Consider the following 22,841-nt stretch of genomic DNA (forward strand, 5'->3'; position numbering starts at 1 on the left):
TTACCCCTCGATTGTTTCGCGATCGTGATCAGCGCGCGCGCCTTCCCAGGCCAAAAGCGCGCGTTTGACGGGCAATCCCCAGTGATATCCCCCCAAGGCCCCCGATTTGCGCAAGGCGCGGTGGCACGGGATCAACCAACTGACCGGGTTGCGCCCTACAGCGGTGCCCACCGCCCGCACCGCGCGCGGATGCCCAATGGCCGCGGCAATTTCGGAATAGGTGGTGACATGGCCGGACGGGATGCGCAGCAACGCCTCCCACACTTTGATTTGAAACGGCGCGCCGATCATGAAAATAGGTGTTTTCAGGTCGCTGGCCTGCGCGCCAAACGCCGCCAACACCCAAGGGCGCAGGACGGCCGCATCTTTTGTAAACGCGGCATGCGGCCAGCGTTGCACCAAATCCTGCATCGCCTCCGCCTCGGTGCCATCACCCAAAAACCCCATGCCACAAATCCCGCGTGCGGTGCCCATGACCAAGGCGGGGCCAAAGGGGCTGTCAAACCACCCCCAGGAAATCTGCAACCCCGCACCACCGCGCGCATAATCTCCGGGGCTCATCGCCTCCCAGCGCAGGAACAAATCATGCAACCGCCCCGCGCCCGACAGGTTGGCGGCATGGCTGGTGTCCAGCACGGTAAACCGGTCCGCCAGCAAGCGCCGCGCATGGTCCAGCGTCAGATATTGCTGATAGCGTTTGGGCGACACCCCCACCCATTGCGAAAACAAGCGTTGAAAATGTGCCCCGCTCATCCCCATCTCTCGCGCCAAATCCTCCAGCGCCACGGCGCCGTCGGCCGCGTCGATCACATCAATTGCGCGGCGCATGACGTGGAAATGGTAACTGTCGCTCAGGTCTTTGGTCATCGCATGCCTCCCCGCTTGCCCCCAGTCTACCGCGCGCACCCGCCCGCAGCGACCCGTTTCTTGCGCAATTGCGGCTGACCAATGCCTTGCAGCAGGCGACAGTTTTCGGCATAGGGTGCAGTATGGCAAAACAGCTCGACTATCACCTCATGCGCGCAATTTTCACCCGGTTTCAGGCAGCGGAGCCGGAACCGAAAGGCGAATTGCACCACACCAACGCCTATACCCTTCTGGTCGCCGTGGCGCTGTCGGCCCAAGCGACCGATATTGGCGTGAACAAAGCAACGATGCCGCTGTTTGCCACCGTCGACACCCCGCAAAAAATGCTGGATTTAGGGCTGGACGGGCTGACCGACGCGATCAAATCCATCGGCCTTTTTCGCACCAAGGCCAAAAACGTGTTCCGCATGGCGCAGATTTTGGTCGATGATTACGCAGGCATTGTCCCTTCCAGCCGCGCGGCGCTGCAATCATTGCCCGGCGTGGGGCGCAAAACCGCCAATGTTGTGCTGAACATGTGGTTCCACATGCCCGCCCAAGCGGTCGACACCCATATCTTTCGCATCGGCAACCGCACGGGCATCTGTCCGGGGCGCGATGTAGATGCGGTGGAACGCGCGATCGAAGATCACATTCCGTCCGAATTTCAACACCACGCGCATCATTGGCTGATCTTGCACGGCCGCTATGTCTGCATCGCGCGCAAACCCAAATGCGGTATCTGCTTGATCCGCGACCTTTGCCCATATGAGGATAAAACGATATGAAACAGTTTCATGTGGTCGGTATCGGCAACGCGATGGTCGATGTACTGGCCCAAACCGACGACGCTTTCTTGGCCGACAACGGCATTGGCAAAGGCATCATGCAACTGATTGACATGAACCGCGCGGTCGATCTTTACAATCGCATCGGGCCTGCCAAGGAAATCTCGGGCGGGTCCGCCGCCAACACCATCGCAGGCATCGCCCATCTGGGCGGCCGCACCGCCTATGTCGGCAAGGTCAAGGATGACCAGTTGGGCGCAATTTTCGCCCATGACTTGCGCGCGCAAGGGGCGGTGTACGAAACCCGCATGGCCCCAAAGTCTGAAGCGCAAGAAACCGGGCGCTGCATTGTGCTGGTCACGCCCGATGGCGAACGCTCGATGAACACCTATCTCGGCGTGACCGAATTCCTCACCCCAGATGACATTGACGAAGGCCAAATGGCGCAGGCTGAATGGATCTACCTCGAAGGCTACCGGTTCGACGGCCCCGAAAGCCATGAGGCATTCGCCCGCGCAATTACCGCCTGCAAAGGGGCAGGGGGCCGCGTCTCGCTGACCCTGTCTGATGCGTTTTGCATCTCGCGCCACCGCGATGCGTTCCGCAACATGATCGTAACGGATGTGGACCTGCTGTTCGCCAACCGCGCCGAAATCTTGTCGATGTATGAAACCGACGATTATGAAACCGCCCTGCACGCCGCCGCAAAGGATGTGGCCATCGTCGCCTGCACCGATGGTGAAAACGGCGCGCATGTGCTGTCAGACGGCCAGCATTGGCATGTGCCCGCCGTGCCCACCCAAATCGTCGATGCCACTGGCGCGGGTGATCTGTTCGCAGGCGCTTTCCTTTGGGGCATCACCAACGGCCACGACCTGCAAACCGCCGCAAAAATGGGCAACATCGCCGCGTCCGAGGTGATCAGCCACATCGGCGCTCGCCCCGAATCCGACCTGCGCGCCTTGTTCAAACAGCACGGCTTGCTCTAACGCGGGAACCGAACGGGCGCGCGGCTAAAGCCCCTCTGGGGCCCGCGCCGCGCGCCGCTAACGCGCCTGCTGCATCACCGCCAAACGTCATTCGTCTTGGTTAAAATACCTCGCCAGGGGGGAATTCGCGGCAAAGCGCGAAGGGGGGACCGCGCAGGTCCCCCGCCACCGTTTCCCAAAGCCAGATCATTCCCCCAGCTTGGCGTGAACCTCATCCAAATCAATCGCACCAATTGGCATCTTATTGCCCGGATTTTCAAAGTCATATTTGAACAGCTGGAAATCGCGCTTGTAGATTTCCCACACCAAATGCATCGACAGATCGTCGAAATAATCCTCCACGGGATGCGCACGTTTGGGCCCATGCCCTTCGCTTTCGTTGAACTTCGGGATCGCTTTCAAATCCACCTTATGCGGCGTTTTGATTGCGGCCAACACATCGGCCATCCCGTCATTGAACGTCTCGGTATAGAAAATCTTGTTATACCGCCCGCCATTGGCAATAAACGTCGACACATGGCCCGACATCGCGGACCAATGGATGTCCGGCTCCATCGGTTTGCGCCACCGAATACTGTCGCGGGCAAACAGCAAAAACCGCCGGAAACTCTGGATCTGGTCGAACTCGGCCTTTCCGTCGTCGCCGCCCACTTCAATCCCGTATTTTTGTACCAGCAACGGCACCATATTGCCGCGATACCGTTTGCCATTGCGCTGAATCCCGCAAATCTTGTCGAAAAACGATGATAAAATGCGGGTGTAAGGGTTACGCACGCAAGTGAATGCATAGGTGTTTTGCGCTTTCACCCGCCGTTCGATCAGCGCTTGGCTGCCCTCTTGCGCCCATTTGTGTAGCCTAGCGGTCGAATCGTGGATGTCACCCTCAAAAAACCGACCGTGGTCGGAATAAAACATGATCTGCCCAATCGTCGAACACGCACATTTCGGCACAACCCGATAGATGACGCTTTCGCTTTCTGTCATCCAAGTACCCGGAAAACCCATAAACCATTGCCTCCATAGCCATTCCCCCCGTGTATCGACAGTTTGGGAAGATTTCATTGCTAAAAAGCAAAGAAACTCTGTCTTTTCAATGACCGATAAAGGTATTTAGGGAAACAATACCCCAAAACAGGGCAAAGAGTTTCTAAAATGGCCAAAATTGCCTACATTCTACTATGCCACAAAGACCCTGAAGGGATTATCGCGCAGGCCGAACGCTTGACCGATGGCGGTGATTACATCGCCATCCATTTCGATGCCCGCGCGCGTGCCAGTGATTTTGACCTTATCCGCGCCCGCCTGTCCGGCAACCCTTCGGTCACGTTCGCGCGCAAACGCCTAAAATGCGGTTGGGGCGGGTGGAGCTTGGTCGCCGCCACCTTGCTTGCCGTGCGCGCCGCCGTCGATGCTTTTCCCCGCGCCACCCATTTTTATATGCTGTCGGGCGATTGCATGCCCATCAAATCCGCCGAATATGCTCACGGTTTTTTGGACCGTGAGGATGTGGATTACGTCGAAAGCGTCGACTTCCTGAAATCCGATTGGATCAAAGCGGGCATCAAAGAAGAGCGTTTGATCTATCGCCACTATTTCAACGAACGCACCCACAAATGGTTGTTTTATGCCTCTATGCAGGTGCAGGGCCGCCTTGGCCTCGCGCGCAAAGTGCCCGCTGATTTGCAAATTCAGATCGGCAGCCAATGGTGGTGCCTGCGCCGCCGCACGATGGAGGCGGTTTTGGGTTTTTGCGACACCCGCCGCGATGTCATGCGGTTTTTCAGCACGACCTGGATCCCGGATGAGACGTTTTTCCAAACCCTTGTCCGCCATCTGGTGCCCGAACACGAAATCCGCGCACGCTCGCTGACATTTCTTCTGTTCACCGATTACGGCATGCCCGTCACGTTTTACAACGACCATTACGACCTCCTCCTCAGCCAAAATTACTTGTTCGCGCGCAAAATTTCTGTGGATGCGGTGGAATTGAAGGCGCGGCTGGGCAAACTTTATTCCGCCACAGGCCAACATTTCCCCATCTCGAACGAAGGCAGCAGCCTGTTCCAATTCCTCACCGGGCGGGGCCGCATCGGCCGCCGTTTTGCGCCGCGTTTTTGGGAAACCGAAAGCAGTCTGGGCCGCGAACGCACGTTACTGATGGTGATTTGCAAAAAATGGCATATCGCAAAGCGCCTTGTGGACCGCATGCGCAGCGTCACGGGCCTACCCGCCGTGGATTATCTGTTCAATGAGGCGTCGACCGTCTTGCCCGATCTGGGCGGCATCCAATCCACGTTGGGAAAACGCACACGCCACCGCCGCGCTTTGGTGCGCATGTTGTTCGATTATTGGCAAACCGACACGCTTATCGTCTGTATTGACCCCGCAAATGTTGAATTGATGCAAGATTTCGCCGCTGACAAATCTACCGTGCGTTTGCTAGAGGTGGAATGTGATTTCTCCGACAGCTATCTCATCGGCCACGCCCGCCGCGTGGGCCTTGCTGGCGATCGCACCCCGCAAGACGTTCTTGACCGCTTGCTGCCCACCATCCGCTATGACGTGCGGTTTGAAAGCGACAAAATCCGCGACGCCGATTTCAGCAAGCTGATGCGCATCCGCGAACTAGCCCCCGCCGCTGAAAATGCGGTGGCTTTGGCGGATTTCCTTGATATATCTTTGGAAAAAGCGCGGGAAATCGCGGACACCCCCCATTTGTTTTTGGATTGACCCATGCCCTATACCTATGACGACCAAAACATCTTTGCCCGCATTTTGCGCGGTGAAATCCCCAATAAAACCATTTTGGAAACGGGGCATACGCTGGCGTTTCACGACATTGCTCCCGCGGCCCCTGTGCATGTGCTGGTGATCCCCAAAGGGCCTTATGTCACCTTCGACCATTTCTGCGCGCAGGCATCGGATGCCGAGCTGGTGGATTTTCACCGCACCGCCGCACAGGTCTGCGCGATGCTGGGCCTTACCCTTGATGCGGGCGAAGGTTTTCGCGCCATAACCAACGCAGGCGACCACGGCTTGCAAGAGGTGCCGCATTACCACCTGCACATCCTTGGTGGTCGCCCGATGGGCCGGATGGTCGAAAAACCTTAACGCGCGGCGCGGGGTCAAATTGCGCAAGAAACGGGTCGCAGGGCCGCCCAGATCGGGGCAGGGTGCTTTATTTCCAGTCTCAAAAGGCATCCGATGACCATCCATTTCACCCCCATCCCCACCGAAACCGTCCGCGCCTACCGCGCAGGGGGCCTTGATGCCAACGGCCAACCGCCCGAACGCGCAATCGCCGCTGGCGCAGGCTACCCCTGCCGCCATTGTCTGGATATGATCCCGCAAGGGGCGGCGATGCTGGTGCTGGCGCATCGCCCGTTCCCCATGCCCCAACCTTACGCCGAAATCGGCCCGATTTTTTTGTGCGCAGATGATTGTGCGGCAGGCGGCGGGCCAAACCTGCCCGCTTTCCTCAATTCCCCGGCCTATATTCTGCGTGGTTATGGCAGCGATCACCGCATCCTTTACGGCACCGGGGCGGTCACGCCCACGCCAGATATCCCCGCCCGCGCGGCGTTGCTGCTGTCAGACCCAAACGTGGCTTACGCCCACGTCCGCTCCGCCAGCAACAATTGTTTTCACGCGGCGATCAATCGGGCCTAACCCCCGCAGGCGCTTAATGCGCCTGCGCCCAATTCGCCCCTTGGCCTGCGTCCACTGTGATCGGCACCGACAAATGCACGGCGGGCAGTGCGGCCCCTTCCATGATGCCGCGCGCCGCCGCAATCAGCGCGTCGACCGCATCCTCCTGCACTTCAAACAGCAGTTCATCATGCACTTGCAGCAGCATTTTTGCATCAATCCCTGCAATCGCATCCGGCATCCGCACCATCGCACGCCGAATAATATCCGCCGCCGTCCCTTGGATCGGCGCGTTGATCGCCGCCCGCTTGGCAAACCCTGCCGCTGGCCCTTTGGCGTTAATCTCGGGCGTATGAATGCGCCGCCCGAACAGCGTTTGCACATAGCCGTTGTCGCGCGCAAACTGCACCGTGGCGTCCATATATTCGCGAATACCGGGGAACCGTTCAAAATAGCGGTCAATAAACCCCTGCGCCTCCGCCCGTGGTATTCGCAAATTCCGCGCCAACCCAAAGCCGGAAATCCCGTAAATCACACCAAAGTTAATCGCCTTGGCCTGCCTACGCACCATGGGGTCCATCCCCTCCACAGGCACGCCAAACATCTCGGCTGCGGTCATGGCGTGAATATCAATCCCATCCTTAAACGCTTGTTTCAAAGCGGGAATATCGGCCACATGCGCCAAAATCCGCAGTTCAATCTGGCTGTAATCAAGGCTCACTATCACGCGGCCTTTCGGTGCTACAAACGCCTCACGAATCCGGCGCCCCTCATCCGACCGTACCGGAATGTTCTGCAAATTCGGATCGGTGGATGATAACCGCCCCGTCACCGCCCCCACCAGCGAATAAGACGTGTGCACGCGCCCGGTTTCCGGGTTGATATGATCTTGCAGCGCGTCCGTGTAGGTGGATTTCAACTTGGCCAACTGCCGCCAATCCAGCACGCGGCCGGGCAATTCATGCTCGGTCGCCAAGTCCTCCAGAATGTCGGCACCCGTGGCATAGGCCCCGGTTTTGCCCTTCACCCCGCCTTGCAAGCCCATTTCATCAAACAAAATCTCGCCTAACTGTTTGGGTGAACCCACGTTAAACGGTCGCCCTGCCAGCGTCTGAATCTCATCCTCCAGCGCCGCCATTTTCTGCGCAAACGCGTTTGACATGCGCGACAGCGTATCGCGGTCCACTGCAATCCCCGCCATTTCCATCTGCGCCAATACGGGCACCAGCGGGCGCTCCAGCACCTCATACACGGTCGTCACCGATTTGCGGTGCAGCTGTGGTTTGAACAACTGCCACAGGCGCAGGGTCACATCCGCATCCTCGGCGGCGTATTTCACCGCCTCCTCCAACGGCACGAAATCAAACGTAATCTGCGCTTTGCCCGCGCCCAGCAACTGCTTAATCGGAATGGAGGCGTGCCCCAAATACCGCTCTGCCAAAGTGTCCATACCGTGGTTGTGCAGCCCCGCAAACAGCGCCGAGGACATCAGCATCGTGTCATCAATCGGGGCCACATCCACCCCTTGGCGCGCAAAAATCTTGGCGTCATATTTCATGTTTTGCCCGATTTTCAGGATGCTGGCATCCTCCAACATGGGCTGCAACATCGCCAGCGCGCGCTCCAAGGCCAACTGCCCCGGCACCAATTTCGCCGCGCCAAACAAATCCCCGCCGCCCGCCTTATGCGCCAGCGGGATATAGCAGGCTTGCCCCGCCTCCACGCACAGCGACACACCCACCAACTCAGCGCGCATTTCATCCAGACTGGTGGTTTCGGTGTCCACGGCCACAAAACCGCGCGCATAAATTCGGTCAATCCAAACCTGCAACGCGCCCTCATCCGTCACCATGTCATACTTGGAATGGTCAAACGGCACCGCCTGCGCCTCAACCGCCTCCGCCTCCACCAACACCGCCACTTTCAGGCTGTCGGCCACGCGCTTGGTCAGGGTGCGAAACTCCATCTGGTTCAAAAACGCCATCAACGGCTCGGCATCGGGCAGTCGTACCACCATGCTTTCCAGCGTCACGTCGAGCGGCGTCTCGCAATCCAGTTGCACAAGCCGTTTGGAAATGCGGATCAAATCGGCATTATCTTGCAAACTTTCGCGCCGTTTGGGTTGCTTAATCTCACCCGCCCGCGCCAGCAGCGTTTCCAAATCGCCATATTCCTGGATCAACAGCGCCGCCGTTTTAATCCCAATCCCGGGTGCGCCCGGCACGTTATCCACCGAATCGCCCGCCAGTGATTGCACATCCACCACCCGGTTCGGGGCCACGCCAAATTTCTCAAACACCTCGTCGGGGCCAATCAGCTTGTTCTTCATCGGGTCCAGCATCCCCACGCCGTCCCCCACCAGCTGCATCAAATCCTTGTCGCTGGAGATAATGGTCACTTGGCCCCCCGCATCGCGCGCGCGGCACGATAGCGTCGCGATAATATCATCCGCCTCAAACCCCTCCGTCTCAATGCATGCAATGTTGAACGCGCGGGTCGCATCGCGGGTCAGCGGGAATTGCGGGCGCAAATCCTCGGGCAATTCGGGGCGGTTGGCCTTGTAGGCGGGATAGATGTCATTGCGAAAGGTTTTGGATGAATGGTCAAAGATAACGGCCACATGCGTCGGCGCATCGCCTGTCTTGTTGCCTTCCAAATAGCGAAACAGAATGTTGCAAAACCCCGCAACCGCGCCCACGGGCAAGCCATCGGATTTGCGCGTCAACGGTGGCAGCGCATGATAAGCGCGGAAAATATAGGCCGACCCGTCGATCAAATGCAGGTGGTGGCCTTTGCCAAATGTCTCGCTCATATGCACTCCTTGGCTGTTGCGCCTTTGTGGCACGGCCCGCGCAAGGAATCTAGGGGAAGGGGGCTAGTCCAGCGCCAACCCCGTTTGCCCCAATGACAACCGAATGGACTGCGGGAACGGCGTCCAACGCCCAAACGGCAGGCCCGCCGCCCGCAGCATATCGCCCAGCCAGACGTTGCACGTGTTCAACAGGTTAAACCGCTCCCGCGCGGGGAAAAACGCATCCCGGCCCGTAAAACCGGGCAGGGGCAAGGCCTGCGTCCCGTCAAACGACCCCAAAACTGCATCCAGCAGCGCATAAATCTCGGCCTGCGTCAGCGCAATCAAGGGGATGGCGCCAAAATCGTCAATCCGCCCCACCGCCTCCAGCCGCATCACGGCCGCGTCCCCCACCGCCGCGCGCCACGCCACGGGCAGGCTTATATCCGCAAGCCCCGGCGTTTGCGTGTAAAACCCCTGCGCGCCCCACCCCACCAACAGCCATTCCGCCCGGTCCAGCGGCACAGCCGCAGCCGTGGCAAACGCAAAACGCGGCCGAATATCATCATGCAAAGGGATCAACAGATCATAATGAAGGGGCCCTGCAACCAACCCGACCCGGTATTCGCGCGCCCCGTCGATGCGCGGCCCCCCGGTCAAGGCAACACCGCCCACCAGCCCCGCCGCAAAATAAAGCAGCGGCAAGGTCACAGCCAAAAACGCCGTCCAGAAAACTCCGCGCCGCACCCGGTTATTTCACCTGATCTGCCATGCTGTCATGCACATACCGGCGGTCGCAATAGCCACATTCCACAAAACCGCGATCCTCTGGGATGGTCAACCACACGCGCGGATGCCCCATAACAGGTCCATCGCCATCGCAGGCAATTTTCCACTGGCTAACGATTTTGGTTTCCGGGGCGGGTGCGCTCATGGCTTTGGTCTTTCTGAAAGGTCTAAAAGTGTCGTGCGCGTACCATAGCGATCCCCGCGCGCGCGGCAAGACGCGGCAAGGCTTGGGCAAACGATTAGCGATTGGCCTCAAAACCGCGAGGTTTCCCCCGATCTGCGGCCAACCTCGCCAAACAAGGGCCACTCCCGCCATGCGTTGCCTTTTGCGCCCCGCAAAAAGCACCTTATCCTTGGGCCGCACAGCGCTTTTGCAAAGCGCTGCGATCACGCAAGTTCCGCGGCCGGGATGAACGGGAAAAACACGCCCCCCGACCACAGGCCAAACCACTCCGCCCCCTCATGCGCTACACAAACCCCCAAATCCACCAGCCGGTAAAACGACTTGCGGTCAATCAGCGCCTCCAACCCGTCCCGCACCATGACATAGGGTGACGGCTCGCCGCTTTCTGCATCGCGCACCACGCGCAGGGGGTGGTCCGCCCCCGCCACCACCCGGTCGCCCACATGCGTCACAAAGGTCAACCGCTGCGCATCCCCCACACCCGCCGCTTCAAAATCCACCGCCACAAACGGCGCGTCATCCACGGTGATTCCCACCTTCTCCACCGGGGTCACAAGGTAATACCGCCCCCCCTCCAGCTTCAAAATGTTGGAAAACATCCGCACCATGCCGGGCCGCCCAATCGGCGTGCCTTCATGGAACCACGTCCCGTCCCGCGCAATCCGCATATCCAAATCGCCACAAAACGGCGGGTTCCACAGATGCACCGGGGCAGGGCCCGCCCCTTTGCCCACCGCTTGCACCGACGCCATCACGCCTTCTGCACTTGGTTTCACAATCAATTGTCCGTCATTCCCTTTTGCCATTTGAACCTTGCGACATAAATCGGTCTAATAGGCCCAATATAACCCGTGCTTGAGGATTGTCATGCCCCAGACTCCATCCACCAGTCCAGATACCACCGCTAATGCCGCCCAATTGGTCACCGACATCGAAACCTTGGGGGAAAAGCTGCGCGCGGCAAAGGCCTCGATCAACCAGCGGTTCATCGGGCAGGGGCAGGTGGTGGACCTTGTGCTGGCGTCCTTGCTCTGCGGCGGCCATGCGCTGTTGGTGGGCTTGCCGGGCCTTGGCAAAACCCGCCTTATTGATACGCTGTCCACCGTGATGGGCCTGCACGGCAACCGCATCCAGTTCACCCCCGATCTGATGCCCGCGGACATTTTGGGGTCTGAGGTGCTGGATGGCACCGACGGCACCCGCGCCTTTCGCTTTATCGAAGGGCCGATTTTCTGCCAGCTTCTGATGGCGGATGAAATTAACCGCGCCAGCCCCCGCACCCAATCCGCGCTGCTGCAAGCGATGCAGGAACGCGAAGTCACCATCGCAGGCAAACACCGACCCCTTGGAACCCCGTTCCACGTCCTCGCCACCCAAAACCCGATTGAACAAGAAGGCACCTATCCCCTGCCCGAAGCGCAGCTTGACCGCTTCCTTGTCCAAATCGACGTGGCCTACCCCGATCGCGCGACAGAACGTGACATCCTGCTGGCGACAACCGGCGCTGATGAGGCGCAAGTGCACGGCGTTTTCACCGCCACGGAACTGCTCGCCGCCCAATCCGTGCTGCGCCGCATGCCCGTGGGCGATCAAGTGGTGGAAGGCATCCTCGATCTGGTCCGCGCCTGCCGCCCCGATGAACCCGAAGGCGCGGCCTTGCGTGGTCAGCTTTCTTGGGGCCCCGGCCCCCGCGCGGCCCAAGCCCTCATGCTCACCGTTCGCGCGCGCGCGCTACTCGATGGTCGCCTCGCGCCCTCGATCGCTGATGTGGCCGCCCTCGCGCGCCCCGTGCTTATCCACCGCATGGCGCTGTCCTTCGCCGCCCGTGCCCGCGGCGAAAGCCTTGGTGGGTTAATCGACGCCACCGTGACCCGCACCTTGGGACTTGAGGCTGCTGCGTGACACCGCAACTCGCTCCCGATCTGCGATCAAGGGCCGAAGGGCTGGGTGCAGCACTGCCCGCTCTGTTGGCGCAGGCCGAACACCTGTCGGCCACCGTAATCTTGGGCGAACATGGGCGCAGGCGTGCCGGCATGGGCGATGAGTTTTGGCAATACCGCCCCGCCTCCGCGGGTGATAGCGCAGGCTCAGTCGATTGGCGCCGTTCCGCGCGGTCCGATCAGCATTTCGTGCGCGAACGCGAATGGCAAGCCGCCCAAACCGTGGCCCTGTGGGTCGACCCCTCCCGCGCCATGCAATTCTCGGGCGACCCATCGCGCGCGCCCAAAACTGATCGCGCGCATCTTCTCGCCCTCGCCCTCTCCGTCCTGCTGCTGCGCGGTGGCGAACGCGTCGGCCTTGCAGGCGGCGACACCCGCCCCCGCGCAGGCCGCGCGCAAATTTTGCACCTGATGCAAGGCCTTACCACCGCCGCGCAAAACCCCACCGATTACGGCAGCCCCGATGTCGCGGGCCTCACCTCCCACGGCCGCGCCGTGTTTTTCTCCGATTTTCTCGGCAATCCCGAAGATGTGGAAACCGCCCTCGGTATGGCCTCCGATCGCGGCGTGCGCGGCGCTTTGGTCCAAATCCTCGACCCGGCGGAGGAGGAGTTTCCCTTCGACGGTCGCACCATTTTCGAATCGATGGGCGGGTCTTTGCGCCATGAAACCCTGCGCGCAGGCGATCTGCGCACCCGCTACCTCGACCGTTTGGCCGAACGCAAAGCACATATCCAATCCCTCGCCCGCGCGTCCGGCTGGCATTATCTGTGCCACCACACCGGCCAATCCGCGCAATCCGCCCTTCTCTGGCTCTACGCCGCACTTGAGCGGGGCCGCTGATGTTCATGCTCGGCCCCATTGGCTTCACCACGCCGCTTCTCCTCCTCGGCCTCCTCGCGCTGCCTATCCTCTGGCTGCTCCTGCGCGCCGTCCCACCCGCCCCCATCCGCCGCCGCTTTCCCGGCGTGGCGCTTCTCTTGGGGCTAAAGGATGCGGAGGCTGAAACCGACAAAACCCCGTGGTGGCTCCTCCTGTTGCGCATGATTGCCATCGCCGCCGCCATCATCGGTTTTGCGGGCCCCGTCCTGAACCCCGACCAGCGCGAAACCGCCAGCACAGGCCCGCTTCTTATCCTCATGGACGCCTCATGGGCCGATGCCCGCGACTGGCCCCGCCGCCTTGATCGCACAACCGCCCTGTTGGATGAAGCTGCGCGCACAGGCCGCCCCGTGGCCCTCATCCGCCTCACGGATGCGCCGACCGCCCCGGTGTTCCAAGCCGCTGGCGCGCTGTCGCAAACCGTGGCAGGCGTCACCCCAAACCCATGGACCCCTGATTTTGCCGCATGGGCCACCGCCCTGCCGCCCGGCGATTTCGCCAGCTTTTGGCTGTCGGACGGCCTCGACCACCCCGGCCGCGCCACCTTGCGTGACGCGTTGCAATCGCGCGGCCAACTCACAGTTTTCGAAAGCCCACGCCCCATCATCGCCCTGCGCCCCGCCCAATTTGCGGACGGCGTCATCCAACTTTCCGCCACCCGCCTGCCCGCCACCGACAACCAAACAATCGAAATCTCCGCCCGTGGCCTCGACCCCGCAGGGATTGAACGCGAACTCGCCCGCATCCCCCTCACCTTTGCGGCAGACGACCAAAACGCCACCACTGACCTGTCGCTGCCCCCTGAACTGCGCAACCGCGTCAGCCGCTTTGAACTGGCAGGCATCCGGTCCGCCGCCGCCGTCACCCTCACCGATGACAGCCTGAAACGCCGCAAAGTTGCCCTGATCTCCAACACCGGCGAAGATGAAGCCCTCCAACTCCTCTCCCCCACCCATTACCTGCGCCAAGCGTTGGACCCCGTAGCCGAACTGATCGACGGCTCCGTGTCCGACATCATCCTCGCCAACCCCGATGTGATCGTGCTGGCCGATGTCGCCACCCTGTCGCCGCTCGAATCCGACCAAATGCTGGATTGGCTCGACACGGGCGGTCTGCTGCTGCGCTTCGCAGGCCCCCGCCTCGCCGCCTCCGACATCAGCCGCGATGCCGAGGATGCGCTGCTGCCCGTCCGTCTGCGCGCGGGCGGCCGTAACGTCGGCGGCGCGATGAGCTGGGGGGAGCCGAAATTCCTGGCAGGTTTCGCCGAAGGTTCGCCCTTTTTCGGCCTGCAAATCCCTCCTGATGTGACCGTTTCGGCCCAAGTTCTGGCGCAACCCGACCCCGATCTGGCCGCCCGCACCATTGCGGCGCTGGCCGATGGCACGCCCTTGGTCACACGCAAACCCGTGGGGCAGGGGCAGGTGGTGCTGTTCCACGTCACCGCCAACGCGGAATGGTCCACCCTGCCACTGTCGGGCCTGTTCGTGCAAATGCTTGAACGCCTTGCAGTCTCCACCCGCCCCGCCGCCCCGGATGCCGCCGATCTGGCAGGCCAAACTTGGGTGCCCCAAGTCGCGCTTGATGCCTTTGGCCGCCTGAATGACGCGGGCGAGGTGGCTGGCGTTGACGGGCAAACCCTTGCCACGGCGCTGTCCACCACTGGCCCCTCAGCGGCCCTGCCCCCCGGCCTTTACGCAGGCGATGATCGCCGCGTGGCGTTGAATGTGACCCGCGCCGATACCACCTTAACCCCAGCGGCATGGCCCGCGACCATCACACGCGAAGGGTTGGATGTGCAAACCGAACAAGCCCTGAAAGGCACAGCGCTGGCCACAGCACTCTCGCTGCTGCTGATCGACATCCTCGCAGCCCTCGCGCTCTCGGGCCGCCTTCTCGGCACAATGCGCAACGCCGCCATGATCGCCACCGCCCTTCTGCTCCTAAACCCCCACCCATCCCACGCGCAAATCCCTGATGATCTAAGGGCGATTGAGGCGACATCCGCCCTGCGCCTCGGCTATGTCGTCACCGGCGATGCTCGTGTCGATGATATCTCGCGCGCAGGCCTCGCGGGCCTTGGCCAACGCCTGTTTGAACGCACCACCATCGAACCCGAATCCCCCCTCGCGGTGAACCTCGAATCCGATGAACTGCTGTTTTTCCCCTTCCTTTATTGGCCCGTCACCGTCGATCAGCCTATGCCCTCGGCCGCCGCCTACGCCGCCCTGAACCGCTATTTGCGCACGGGTGGCATGATTTTATTCGACACCCGCGATGGTGATATCGCAGGCGCCGCCCAAACCCCGGCCGCGCGAAAATTGCAACTCCTCGCCGCCCCGCTGGATATTCCTCCTTTGGAAATCCTGCCCGAAGATCACGTGCTTACCCGCAGCTTCTACCTCCTCCAAGATTTCCCCGGCCGCCACAATCACCGCGATCTGTGGGTGGAGGCGTCCCCCCCAGACGCCGAACTGGCTGAAGGGATGCCCTTTCGCAACCTCAACGATGGCGTGACCCCCGTGGTGATCGGTGGCAACGACTGGGCCGCCGCGTGGGCGCTCGATGCCCGCGGTGCGCCGATGTTTCCGGTGGGCCGCGGCTTTGCAGGCGACCGCCAGCGCGAAATTGCCACCCGCTTTGGCATCAACCTCATCATGCATGTCCTTACCGGGAATTATAAATCCGATCAGGTCCATGTCCCTGCCTTGCTGGAAAGATTGGGCCAATAAATGACCAACCTAATCTTTGATCCCTTGATCCCGCTTGCCGCCCTCTATACCCTCGCGGGGTTTGCGCTTGCCATCACCGCCTACGCCCTATGGCGCGGCCTCTCGGGCTGGGCCTTGCGCGGTCTTGGCTCCATCGCGCTGCTGGCCGCCCTCGCCAACCCCGCGTTCCAGCGCGAAGATCGCGAACCTTTGTCCGACATCGTGATCGCGGTGGTTGATGAAAGTGCCAGCCAACGAATCGGCACCCGCCCCGATCAATCCGCCACAGCCCTTGCGCGGGTCCAAGCTGAAATCGCGGCCCTGCCCAACACCGAACTGCGCATCCTGCGGCTGGGCGATGGTGACGGCGACACCGGCACCCAACTGATGACCGCGCTGGCCGAAGGCATCGCCGAAGAACCCCGCGCGCGCATCGCCGGTGCCATCCTGATCACCGATGGCCAAGCGCATGATTTGCCGCTGGCCCCCGATCTGCCCGCCCCCCTGCACGTCCTTCTCACGGGCCAATCCACCGATTGGGACCGCCGCCTGATCATAAAAAACGCCCCCGCCTTTGCCATTCTGGGCGAATCCATCACCCTGACCCTGCGCATCGACGATCAAGGCGCGGTGCCCGCCGACATCGCAGGCAGCGCCAGCATCTCCATCGCGGTGGACGGCGGCGACCCCCAATCTTACCGCGTTCCGGTGGGCGAAGATCTCGAACTCCCCGTAACCCTCCCCCACGGCGGCATGAATGTGCTGCAATTCCAAGTGGATGTGACGCCCGGCGAGCTGACTGACCGTAACAACGCCGCCGTGGTGCAAATCAACGGCGTGCGCGACCGTCTGCGCGTTTTGCTGGTCTCCGGCGAGCCGCACACAGGCGAACGCGTCTGGCGCAACCTTCTAAAATCCGACCCCTCGGTGGACCTCGTGCATTTCACCATCCTGCGCCCGCCCGAAAAACAAGACGGGATTCCGGTGTCCGAACTCTCCCTCATCGCCTTTCCCACCCGCGAATTGTTCGTGGAAAAAATCGACGAATTCGACCTGATCATCTTTGATCGCTACCGCCTGCGCGGCATCTTGCCCACCGCCTATTTTGACAGCGTGCGCGATTACGTCAAACGCGGCGGCACAGTCCTTATCGCCGCTGGCCCCGAATTTGGCTCGGCCGACAGCCTGTGGCGGTCGTCGCTTGGCGAAATCATGCCCGTCACCGCCACCAGCCGCGTGTTTGAACAAGGGTTTCGCCCCGAACTTACCGATCTGGGCCGCCGCCACCCCGTCACCCAAGGGCTAGAGGCATCCGCCCCCGAAGGCGGTTGGGGCCAATGGTTCCGCCAAATAGGCATCACCCAAACCTCCGGTCAGGCGGTCATGTCGGGCATCGACGGGTCGCCCTTGCTAGTGCTGGACCGGGTGGACGAAGGGCGCATCGCCGTCCTCGCCTCGGACCATATGTGGCTGTGGGGGCGCGGCTATGACGGCGGCGGCCCGCAGTTGGAACTGCTGCGCCGCCTCGCCCATTGGATGATGAAAGAGCCGGAGCTGGAGGAGGAGGCGCTGGTCGCCACCGCCACAGGCCAACGCCTCACCATCACCCGCCGCACCATCGGCGATGCCCCCGGCCCGGTCACGATCACCGCCCCCAATGGCACCACAACCGAACTTATCCTGCCCGAAACTGGCCCCGGCCGCTACATGGCGCAATATGACGCGCCCGAAATGGGCCTTTATAAATTCACCCAAGGCGACCTTTCGACCGTCATGGCGCTCGGCCCCTCCGCCCCGCGCGAATTTGAGGAAACGATCGCCAGCGAAGACCCGTTGACCCCCATAGTGGCCCCGATGCGCGGCGGCTTTCAAACCATCGCGGATGGCACACCGGATATTCGGACCGTGGGGCAGGGCCGCGTGGCGTCCGGTCGCGGCTGGATCGGCATCACCCCGCGCGGAGCGTATCTGACCCAAGATATCCGCGTCTCACCTTTGCTGCCCGCATGGGTCTGGCTCTTGCTGTCGGTCGCCCTCATCCTCGCCGCGTGGTTGATTGAGGGGCGCAGGGGCCGCAAAACCACCCCGGTTTAGGTCCCGTACCCCTGCATCACAATCAACCGCGACTGACTGATAAACTCCCGCCGCACCAACACGGCGGCGGTGACACAGGTCGTAAACAACAGCGCATAGGGCCCCAGCAACCACCCCAACGCGCCCAAAGCAAAGTAAATCGACCGCAACCCGCGGTTAAAACTGCGCGCCGCGGTGATGTTAATCTCGGCGGCAGCATGCGCGCGGGGCAGGGCGTCTGGCGCGTCTTGGGCATTGGGCACCGCCGCCATCATAATCGCACAATAGCCGAACAACCGATGCGACCAGATGAATTTCAACAGCGCATTGGCGACGAAAATCATCACCAAAACCACCTTCAGCTCCAGCACCATCCCCGGCACCTCCAGCGTCAAATCCGCCGCAAAACTGTCCAATCGGTCACTGTTGCCAATCACCGCAATCCCGCCCCCCAGCGTGATCATGCAGGCCGATGCAAAAAACGCCGTGCCTTGGCGCAAACTATCCAGCACCGCCGCATCAAAAATCCTTGGCTGGCGGCTGATGAATTGCACCATCCAATCGCGCCGATACTGCGCCATCAACACCGACACCGACGGGCGGCGCGCAGGCGGATGTTCCACCATCCATCCAAGGCCCCCCCAAGCCAGCAGCAGAACCGCCACCGCCGCCATGTCAAACATCGTAAAAGCCGTTAGGATTTGGGGGGTGGTCATCTTTTGCCTGTCTGTCAAATGCACCCCCATGCGCTAAGGGAAATCACAGCAGCGGGCAAGGAAGGCTTGATTTTAGGTGTAATTGGTTATATATATTTACCAGTTGACTCACATCGGGGTCGCATTGGGGGGAACCAGCCTATGGAAATGCCAAAAATCGACGCGTCAATTGTCGCGCGCAAACCCGCCATTGTCGCGGCCTTGCTGCAAGTTTTGCCCCCAGATGCCGTGATCTATGACGAAATCGAAGTGCGCGCCTATGAATGTGACGCGCTGACCGCCTATAAATGCCCGCCATTGGTGGCCGTTCTGCCCCGCACCACCGCCGAGGTTGCCGCCGTCCTGCGCATTTGCCACCAAATGGGCGTGCCCGTGGTGCCGCGCGGGTCGGGCACCAGCCTTGCGGGCGGCGCGCTGCCCACAGGCGATTGCGTGATTTTGGGCGTGGCGCGCATGAATGATGTGCTGGAAACCGATTACCCCAACCGCTACATTCGCGTGCAATCGGGCCGCACCAACCTGTCGGTCACGGGGGCGGTGGAATCGGATGGATTTTTCTATGCGCCGGATCCGTCCAGCCAGCTGGCTTGCGCGATTGCGGGCAATATCGCCATGAATTCCGGCGGGGCGCATTGTCTGAAATATGGGGTCACGACGAATAACCTTTTGGGCGTCACTATGGTCCAAATGGACGGCACAATCCTCGAAATCGGCGGCGCGCATCTGGATGCGGGCGGCCTTGATTTGCTGGGCGTGATCTGCGGGTCCGAGGGGCAATTGGGCGTGGTGACCGAAGCCACCTTGCGCATCCTGCCCAAACCCGAAGGCGCGCGCCCGGTCCTGATCGGGTTTAACAGCAACGAGGTGGCGGGCGAATGCGTGTCCGACATCATCAAAGCAGGCATCCTGCCCGTGGCGATCGAATTCATGGACCGCCCGTGTATCGAGGCGACCGAGGCGTTCGCCAAAGCCGGCTATCCAAAATGCGAGGCATTGTTGATCGTGGAGGTCGAAGGGTCACGCGCCGAAATCGACGAACAACTGGCCCTGATCGTGGCCATCGCCCGCCGCCACAACCCGGTTGAAGTGCGCGAGGCGGCGGATGACGACCAAGCCAAACGCATCTGGCTGGGCCGCAAATCCGCCTTTGGCGCGATGGGACAAATCAACGATTACATGTGCTTGGACGGAACCATCCCGGTGTCCAGCCTGCCTTACGTGTTGCGCCGGATAGGGGAGTTCAGCAAACACTATGGCCTTGATGTCGCCAACGTGTTCCACGCGGGCGATGGCAACATGCACCCTTTGATTTTGTATGATGCGAACAAACCGGGCGATTTGGAGCTGTGCGAGGCGTTCGGCGCCGATGTGCTGCGCCTGTGCGTGGAGGTTGGGGGTTGTTTGACCGGAGAACACGGTGTGGGCATTGAAAAGCGCGATTTGATGAAAGTGCAATTTGCCCCCGAAGATATGGAAGCGCAATTGATGGTCAAAGATGTGTTCGACCCCAAATGGCTGTTGAACCCGGCCAAGGTGTTTCCGCTTGACGTGACAGCAAGCCGCCGCGCGTGATGCTGGGTTAGATGGCGAAAGCTGAGGGGCTGTCTGCCCCCCCCGACGACACAAAAGGCTGGGGGGCTGTCTGCCCCCCCGACGACACAAAAAGCTGGGGGGCTGTCTGCCTCCCAGACCCCCCGAGGATATTTTTAAACAGAAAAAGGGGCGATGCGTATGACGCCTGCGAACGAGAGCGAATTGGCGGAAGTGATTGCAGGGGCACAAGGACCGTTGCGCATTGTTGGTGGCGGCACGCGCGGGTTTGGGCCGGATGGCGGGGGTGAGGCGCTGCACATATCCGCGCTGACAGGGATTTCGCTGTATGAACCGGGTGCGCTGACCATTGTTGCAGGGGCAGGCACGCCGTTGGCAGAGGTGGAGGCCGCGCTTGCGCAAGGCGGGCAGCGGTTGCCGTTTGAAGTGCCGGATTTTCGGGGCCTGTTGGGGCGGGATGGGGTGTCGACCATTGGCGGGGTGGTTGCGGTGAACGCATCGGGGCCACGACGGATTCAGGCCGGGGCGTGCCGTGACAGCTTGATTGGCGTGCGTTTTGTCGATGGGGCAGGGACCATTTTGAAAAACGGCGGGCGGGTGATGAAAAACGTCACCGGCTATGACTTGGTCAAGCTGATGGCAGGGTCTTATGGCAGTTTGGGTGTGTTGACCGAGGTGGCGTGCAAAGTTCTGCCGCGCCCAGAGGCGGAGGCGACCTTGATCTCGGGGCCGTTGGATGGGGAGGCGGCGGTGGCCGCGATGTCGGCAGCCCTTGGATCACCGTTTGAGGTGACGGGGGCCGGTTATGTGGGCGGCCGCGTGCGGTTGCGGATCGAAGGGATGGCGGGGTCGGTGGCTTACCGCACCGGGCAATTGACCAAGTTGATGGGCGCGTGGGATGTGGTGACGGACGCGGACAGCGCGGCTTTGTGGGCCGCGTTGCGCGATGTCAGTGATTTCGCCGGGCAGGCGGGGGCTGTGTGGCGCGTGTCGGTGAAACCATCCGATATGCCGGGGGTGTTGGCGCTGTTGCAAGATGCCCAAGTGATGTGTGATTGGGGCGGCGGGTTGATCTGGGCGCAGGTGCCGGACTTTGGCGATGCGCAGGCCATCCCGTTGCGCGCCCATATCGCAAACATTGGCGGCCATGCAAGTTTGATGCGCGCGGGGGCCGATACCTATGCGCAAGTGCCCGCATTTCATCCCGAAGCGCCCAGCGTGGCCGCCTTGACCGCCGCGTTGCGTGCCAAATTTGACCCGCGCGGGATTTTGAACCCCGGCAGGATGGGCTGAATATGGGCAGTCTTTTTGCGCTGGGCACCGTGCTGGTGATCTATGTCTCGCTTGCGACCCTGCCCAAAGGGCCACCCGCCGTGATGGGTTTGGTGCTGGCGGGGGGCCTGATTTTGTTGGGCTATCTGATCGCGCCTAACGCGGGTCATATCCTGACGCTGGCCTTGGTCGGCGCGGGTATGGCTGCGGCGGCCCAAGCCATGCGCAGGTTTATCCCGCAGCGCCTTTACTTGCCGCTTTTGGGCGTTTTGCCCTTGCTGCTGCTATCCGTCCTTTTGGTGATCACCGGAGCTTGACCCATGCAAACCACCTTCACCCCCGAGCAGCTTAAAGACCCTGCAATTCAACGCAGCAACGAAATTTTGCGCAGTTGCGTGCATTGCGGCTTTTGCACTGCGACCTGTCCCACCTATGCGGTTCTGGGTGATGAATTGGACAGCCCGCGCGGCCGGATTTATCTGATCAAGGATATGCTGGAACAGGGCCGCCCCGCCGATGCCAAAACGGTGAAACACATTGACCGCTGCTTATCGTGTCTGGCCTGCATGACGACTTGCCCCAGCGGCGTGCATTACATGCATTTGGTGGATAACGCGCGGGAATATATTGAAAAAACCTATAAGCGCCCGCTGATGGACCGCCTGCTGCGCTGGACCTTGGCGCAGATTATCCCGCATCCCACGCGCTTTCGTCTGGCGCTGTTTGCTGCAAAACTTGGGCGGCCCTTTGCGTTTTTGATGCCCGATGCACGGCTGCGTGCGATGCTGGAAATGGCCCCCAAAACCATCCCCCCCGTCAGCCGCAACGATGACCCGCAAACATTTGCCCCCACCGGCCCGCGCAAATTCCGTGTGGCATTGATGACGGGTTGCGCGCAAAAGGCGCTGAACACCGACATCAACGATGCCACCATTCGCATTTTGCAACGCTTGGGGTGTGAGGTGGTCGTGGCAAAGGGCATGGGCTGTTGCGGCGCATTGACCCATCACATGGGCAAGGCGGACCAAGCCCACGCTTCCGCCGCCGCCAATATCCACGCGTGGATGGGGGAAAAGGCCAATGGTGGCCTGGACGGCGTGGTGATCAACACCTCCGGCTGCGGCACCACGATCAAGGATTACGGCCATATGTTTCGCAATGACCCGCTGGCGGCGGATGCGGCGGCGGTATCGGCCATGGCGATGGATATTTCCGAACTGCTGGTCAAAATCGGGCTGCCCGAAGGCGCACCTAAGGGCATCAAAGTCGCCTATCACGCCGCGTGCAGCTTGCAACACGGCCAGCAAATCAAAAACCACCCAAAGGATCTGCTGAAACGCGCGGGTTTCACCGTGGTCGAACCCGCCGACAGCCATCTGTGCTGCGGATCAGCCGGCACCTATAACCTGCTGCAACCCGAAATCAGCCAGCAACTCAAAGCCCGCAAGGTCCAAACGCTGGAGGCGAAAACCCCCGATATCATCGCCGCAGGCAATATCGGCTGCATGATGCAAATCGGGTCGGGCACCAAAATCCCGATGGTCCACACCGTCGAACTGCTCGATTGGGCCACAGGCGGGCCAAAACCGCGCGCCTTAACCAATGATTAACAAACTGCCATAAAACCGCCTCAAACGCCCCTTACGCCGACCCTCCTATACCCG

20 protein-coding genes are annotated in these 22,841 nt (G+C 61.1%); 13 read left to right on the plus strand and 7 right to left on the minus strand.

What is annotated here, in order from left to right:
* Positions 1-867 carry a methylated-DNA--[protein]-cysteine S-methyltransferase gene (locus tag BMY36_RS01450; protein ID WP_050518756.1) on the minus strand — a complete coding sequence of 289 codons (867 nt, stop codon included), beginning with the start codon at positions 865-867 and terminating at the stop codon, positions 1-3.
* 122 nt (positions 868-989) lie between these two features.
* Here BMY36_RS01450 and nth point away from each other — a divergent pair, with 122 nt between their 5' ends.
* Entirely contained in the window at positions 990-1,634 is a 645-nt protein-coding gene (nth, locus tag BMY36_RS01455; RefSeq protein WP_050518755.1) for an endonuclease III, read from the plus strand.
* Positions 1,631-2,623, plus strand: coding sequence for an adenosine kinase (locus tag BMY36_RS01460; RefSeq protein ID WP_050518754.1), 993 nt, complete (start codon positions 1,631-1,633; stop codon positions 2,621-2,623). Before nth ends, BMY36_RS01460 begins: the two co-directional genes overlap by 4 nt.
* A 186-nt stretch (positions 2,624-2,809) precedes the next feature.
* Here the strand turns inward: BMY36_RS01460 and BMY36_RS01465 are convergent, their stop codons facing one another.
* A complete protein-coding gene (locus BMY36_RS01465) occupies positions 2,810-3,628 on the minus strand; it encodes a sulfotransferase family protein (protein WP_050518753.1) in 819 nt (272 codons plus the stop codon).
* 147 nt (positions 3,629-3,775) lie between these two features.
* On the opposite strand from BMY36_RS01465, the gene BMY36_RS01470 reads away from it, so the two are divergent.
* From BMY36_RS01470 to BMY36_RS01480, 3 genes are all read left to right on the plus strand, one after another.
* A complete protein-coding gene (locus tag BMY36_RS01470) occupies positions 3,776-5,353 on the plus strand; it encodes a DUF5928 domain-containing protein (RefSeq protein WP_050518752.1) in 1,578 nt (525 codons plus the stop codon).
* Positions 5,354-5,356: 3 nt separating this feature from the next.
* Positions 5,357-5,734: an HIT domain-containing protein gene (locus BMY36_RS01475; RefSeq protein ID WP_050518751.1), complete on the plus strand. Its 378-nt coding sequence runs from the start codon at positions 5,357-5,359 to the stop codon at positions 5,732-5,734.
* Between the two features lie 93 nt (positions 5,735-5,827).
* Entirely contained in the window at positions 5,828-6,292 is a 465-nt protein-coding gene (locus BMY36_RS01480; RefSeq protein WP_050518750.1) for a DUF1203 domain-containing protein, read from the plus strand.
* 13 nt (positions 6,293-6,305) lie between these two features.
* Here the strand turns inward: BMY36_RS01480 and polA are convergent, their stop codons facing one another.
* The 4 genes from polA to BMY36_RS01500 all read right to left on the minus strand — a co-directional run bounded on the left by polA (position 6,306) and on the right by BMY36_RS01500 (position 10,817).
* Positions 6,306-9,083 (minus strand): DNA polymerase I, encoded by a 2,778-nt coding sequence (gene polA / locus BMY36_RS01485; protein ID WP_074818363.1) that lies wholly within the window; start codon positions 9,081-9,083, stop codon positions 6,306-6,308.
* Positions 9,084-9,146: 63 nt separating this feature from the next.
* A complete protein-coding gene (locus BMY36_RS01490) occupies positions 9,147-9,809 on the minus strand; it encodes a DUF2459 domain-containing protein (RefSeq protein WP_050518749.1) in 663 nt (220 codons plus the stop codon).
* A gap of 4 nt (positions 9,810-9,813) precedes the next feature.
* Positions 9,814-9,996 carry a zinc-finger domain-containing protein gene (locus BMY36_RS01495; protein WP_050518748.1) on the minus strand — a complete coding sequence of 61 codons (183 nt, stop codon included), beginning with the start codon at positions 9,994-9,996 and terminating at the stop codon, positions 9,814-9,816.
* 242 nt (positions 9,997-10,238) lie between these two features.
* A complete protein-coding gene (locus tag BMY36_RS01500; protein ID WP_050518835.1) occupies positions 10,239-10,817 on the minus strand; it encodes a DUF1285 domain-containing protein in 579 nt (192 codons plus the stop codon).
* A gap of 85 nt (positions 10,818-10,902) precedes the next feature.
* Between BMY36_RS01500 and BMY36_RS01505 the strand changes: the two genes are divergently transcribed.
* Genes BMY36_RS01505 through BMY36_RS01520 form a run of 4 tightly spaced genes read left to right on the plus strand, consistent with a single transcriptional unit; the run spans position 10,903 to position 17,659 of the window.
* Positions 10,903-11,937 (plus strand): AAA family ATPase, encoded by a 1,035-nt coding sequence (locus tag BMY36_RS01505; protein WP_050518747.1) that lies wholly within the window; start codon positions 10,903-10,905, stop codon positions 11,935-11,937.
* The gene (locus BMY36_RS01510; protein WP_050518746.1) at positions 11,934-12,818 is read left to right on the plus strand and encodes a DUF58 domain-containing protein; all 885 of its coding nucleotides are present in this window, start codon (positions 11,934-11,936) and stop codon (positions 12,816-12,818) included. The genes BMY36_RS01505 and BMY36_RS01510 overlap by 4 nt, the downstream gene beginning before the upstream one ends.
* Entirely contained in the window at positions 12,818-15,586 is a 2,769-nt protein-coding gene (locus BMY36_RS01515; RefSeq protein ID WP_050518745.1) for a DUF4159 domain-containing protein, read from the plus strand. The genes BMY36_RS01510 and BMY36_RS01515 overlap by 1 nt, the downstream gene beginning before the upstream one ends.
* Positions 15,587-17,659: a DUF7408 domain-containing protein gene (locus BMY36_RS01520; protein ID WP_050518744.1), complete on the plus strand. Its 2,073-nt coding sequence runs from the start codon at positions 15,587-15,589 to the stop codon at positions 17,657-17,659.
* On the opposite strand, the gene BMY36_RS01525 is transcribed toward BMY36_RS01520, so the two are convergent.
* Positions 17,656-18,354: a DUF599 domain-containing protein gene (locus tag BMY36_RS01525; RefSeq protein ID WP_050518743.1), complete on the minus strand. Its 699-nt coding sequence runs from the start codon at positions 18,352-18,354 to the stop codon at positions 17,656-17,658. The two genes, BMY36_RS01520 and BMY36_RS01525, sit on opposite strands and share 4 nt — an antisense overlap.
* Positions 18,355-18,495: 141 nt before the next feature.
* Here BMY36_RS01525 and BMY36_RS01530 point away from each other — a divergent pair, with 141 nt between their 5' ends.
* From BMY36_RS01530 to glcF, 4 genes are all read left to right on the plus strand, one after another.
* A complete protein-coding gene (locus tag BMY36_RS01530) occupies positions 18,496-19,926 on the plus strand; it encodes an FAD-linked oxidase C-terminal domain-containing protein (RefSeq protein WP_050518742.1) in 1,431 nt (476 codons plus the stop codon).
* 159 nt (positions 19,927-20,085) lie between these two features.
* The gene (gene glcE / locus BMY36_RS01535; RefSeq protein WP_050518741.1) at positions 20,086-21,198 is read left to right on the plus strand and encodes a glycolate oxidase subunit GlcE; all 1,113 of its coding nucleotides are present in this window, start codon (positions 20,086-20,088) and stop codon (positions 21,196-21,198) included.
* Between the two features lie 2 nt (positions 21,199-21,200).
* Positions 21,201-21,494: a hypothetical protein gene (locus BMY36_RS01540; RefSeq protein WP_050518740.1), complete on the plus strand. Its 294-nt coding sequence runs from the start codon at positions 21,201-21,203 to the stop codon at positions 21,492-21,494.
* A gap of 3 nt (positions 21,495-21,497) precedes the next feature.
* Entirely contained in the window at positions 21,498-22,787 is a 1,290-nt protein-coding gene (glcF, locus tag BMY36_RS01545; protein ID WP_050518739.1) for a glycolate oxidase subunit GlcF, read from the plus strand.
* Positions 22,788-22,841: the final 54 nt, after the last annotated feature.

Source organism: Pseudorhodobacter antarcticus, assembly GCF_900110135.1.
GTDB lineage: Bacteria > Pseudomonadota > Alphaproteobacteria > Rhodobacterales > Rhodobacteraceae > Pseudorhodobacter > Pseudorhodobacter antarcticus.

What these genes read in the sequence shown, in the direction of transcription:
- BMY36_RS01450 (WP_050518756.1), bottom strand. Translation starts at nt 867, where the DNA reads ATGACCAAAGACCTGAGCGACAGTTACCATTTCCACGTCATGCGCCGC.
- nth (WP_050518755.1), top strand. Translation starts at nt 990, where the DNA reads ATGGCAAAACAGCTCGACTATCACCTCATGCGCGCAATTTTCACCCGG.
- BMY36_RS01460 (WP_050518754.1), top strand. Translation starts at nt 1,631, where the DNA reads ATGAAACAGTTTCATGTGGTCGGTATCGGCAACGCGATGGTCGATGTA.
- BMY36_RS01465 (WP_050518753.1), bottom strand. Translation starts at nt 3,628, where the DNA reads ATGGGTTTTCCGGGTACTTGGATGACAGAAAGCGAAAGCGTCATCTAT.
- BMY36_RS01470 (WP_050518752.1), top strand. Translation starts at nt 3,776, where the DNA reads ATGGCCAAAATTGCCTACATTCTACTATGCCACAAAGACCCTGAAGGG.
- BMY36_RS01475 (WP_050518751.1), top strand. Translation starts at nt 5,357, where the DNA reads ATGCCCTATACCTATGACGACCAAAACATCTTTGCCCGCATTTTGCGC.
- BMY36_RS01480 (WP_050518750.1), top strand. Translation starts at nt 5,828, where the DNA reads ATGACCATCCATTTCACCCCCATCCCCACCGAAACCGTCCGCGCCTAC.
- polA (WP_074818363.1), bottom strand. Translation starts at nt 9,083, where the DNA reads ATGAGCGAGACATTTGGCAAAGGCCACCACCTGCATTTGATCGACGGG.
- BMY36_RS01495 (WP_050518748.1), bottom strand. Translation starts at nt 9,996, where the DNA reads ATGAGCGCACCCGCCCCGGAAACCAAAATCGTTAGCCAGTGGAAAATT.
- BMY36_RS01505 (WP_050518747.1), top strand. Translation starts at nt 10,903, where the DNA reads ATGCCCCAGACTCCATCCACCAGTCCAGATACCACCGCTAATGCCGCC.
- BMY36_RS01515 (WP_050518745.1), top strand. Translation starts at nt 12,818, where the DNA reads ATGTTCATGCTCGGCCCCATTGGCTTCACCACGCCGCTTCTCCTCCTC.
- BMY36_RS01520 (WP_050518744.1), top strand. Translation starts at nt 15,587, where the DNA reads ATGACCAACCTAATCTTTGATCCCTTGATCCCGCTTGCCGCCCTCTAT.
- BMY36_RS01525 (WP_050518743.1), bottom strand. Translation starts at nt 18,354, where the DNA reads ATGACCACCCCCCAAATCCTAACGGCTTTTACGATGTTTGACATGGCG.
- BMY36_RS01530 (WP_050518742.1), top strand. Translation starts at nt 18,496, where the DNA reads ATGGAAATGCCAAAAATCGACGCGTCAATTGTCGCGCGCAAACCCGCC.
- glcE (WP_050518741.1), top strand. Translation starts at nt 20,086, where the DNA reads ATGACGCCTGCGAACGAGAGCGAATTGGCGGAAGTGATTGCAGGGGCA.
- BMY36_RS01540 (WP_050518740.1), top strand. Translation starts at nt 21,201, where the DNA reads ATGGGCAGTCTTTTTGCGCTGGGCACCGTGCTGGTGATCTATGTCTCG.
- glcF (WP_050518739.1), top strand. Translation starts at nt 21,498, where the DNA reads ATGCAAACCACCTTCACCCCCGAGCAGCTTAAAGACCCTGCAATTCAA.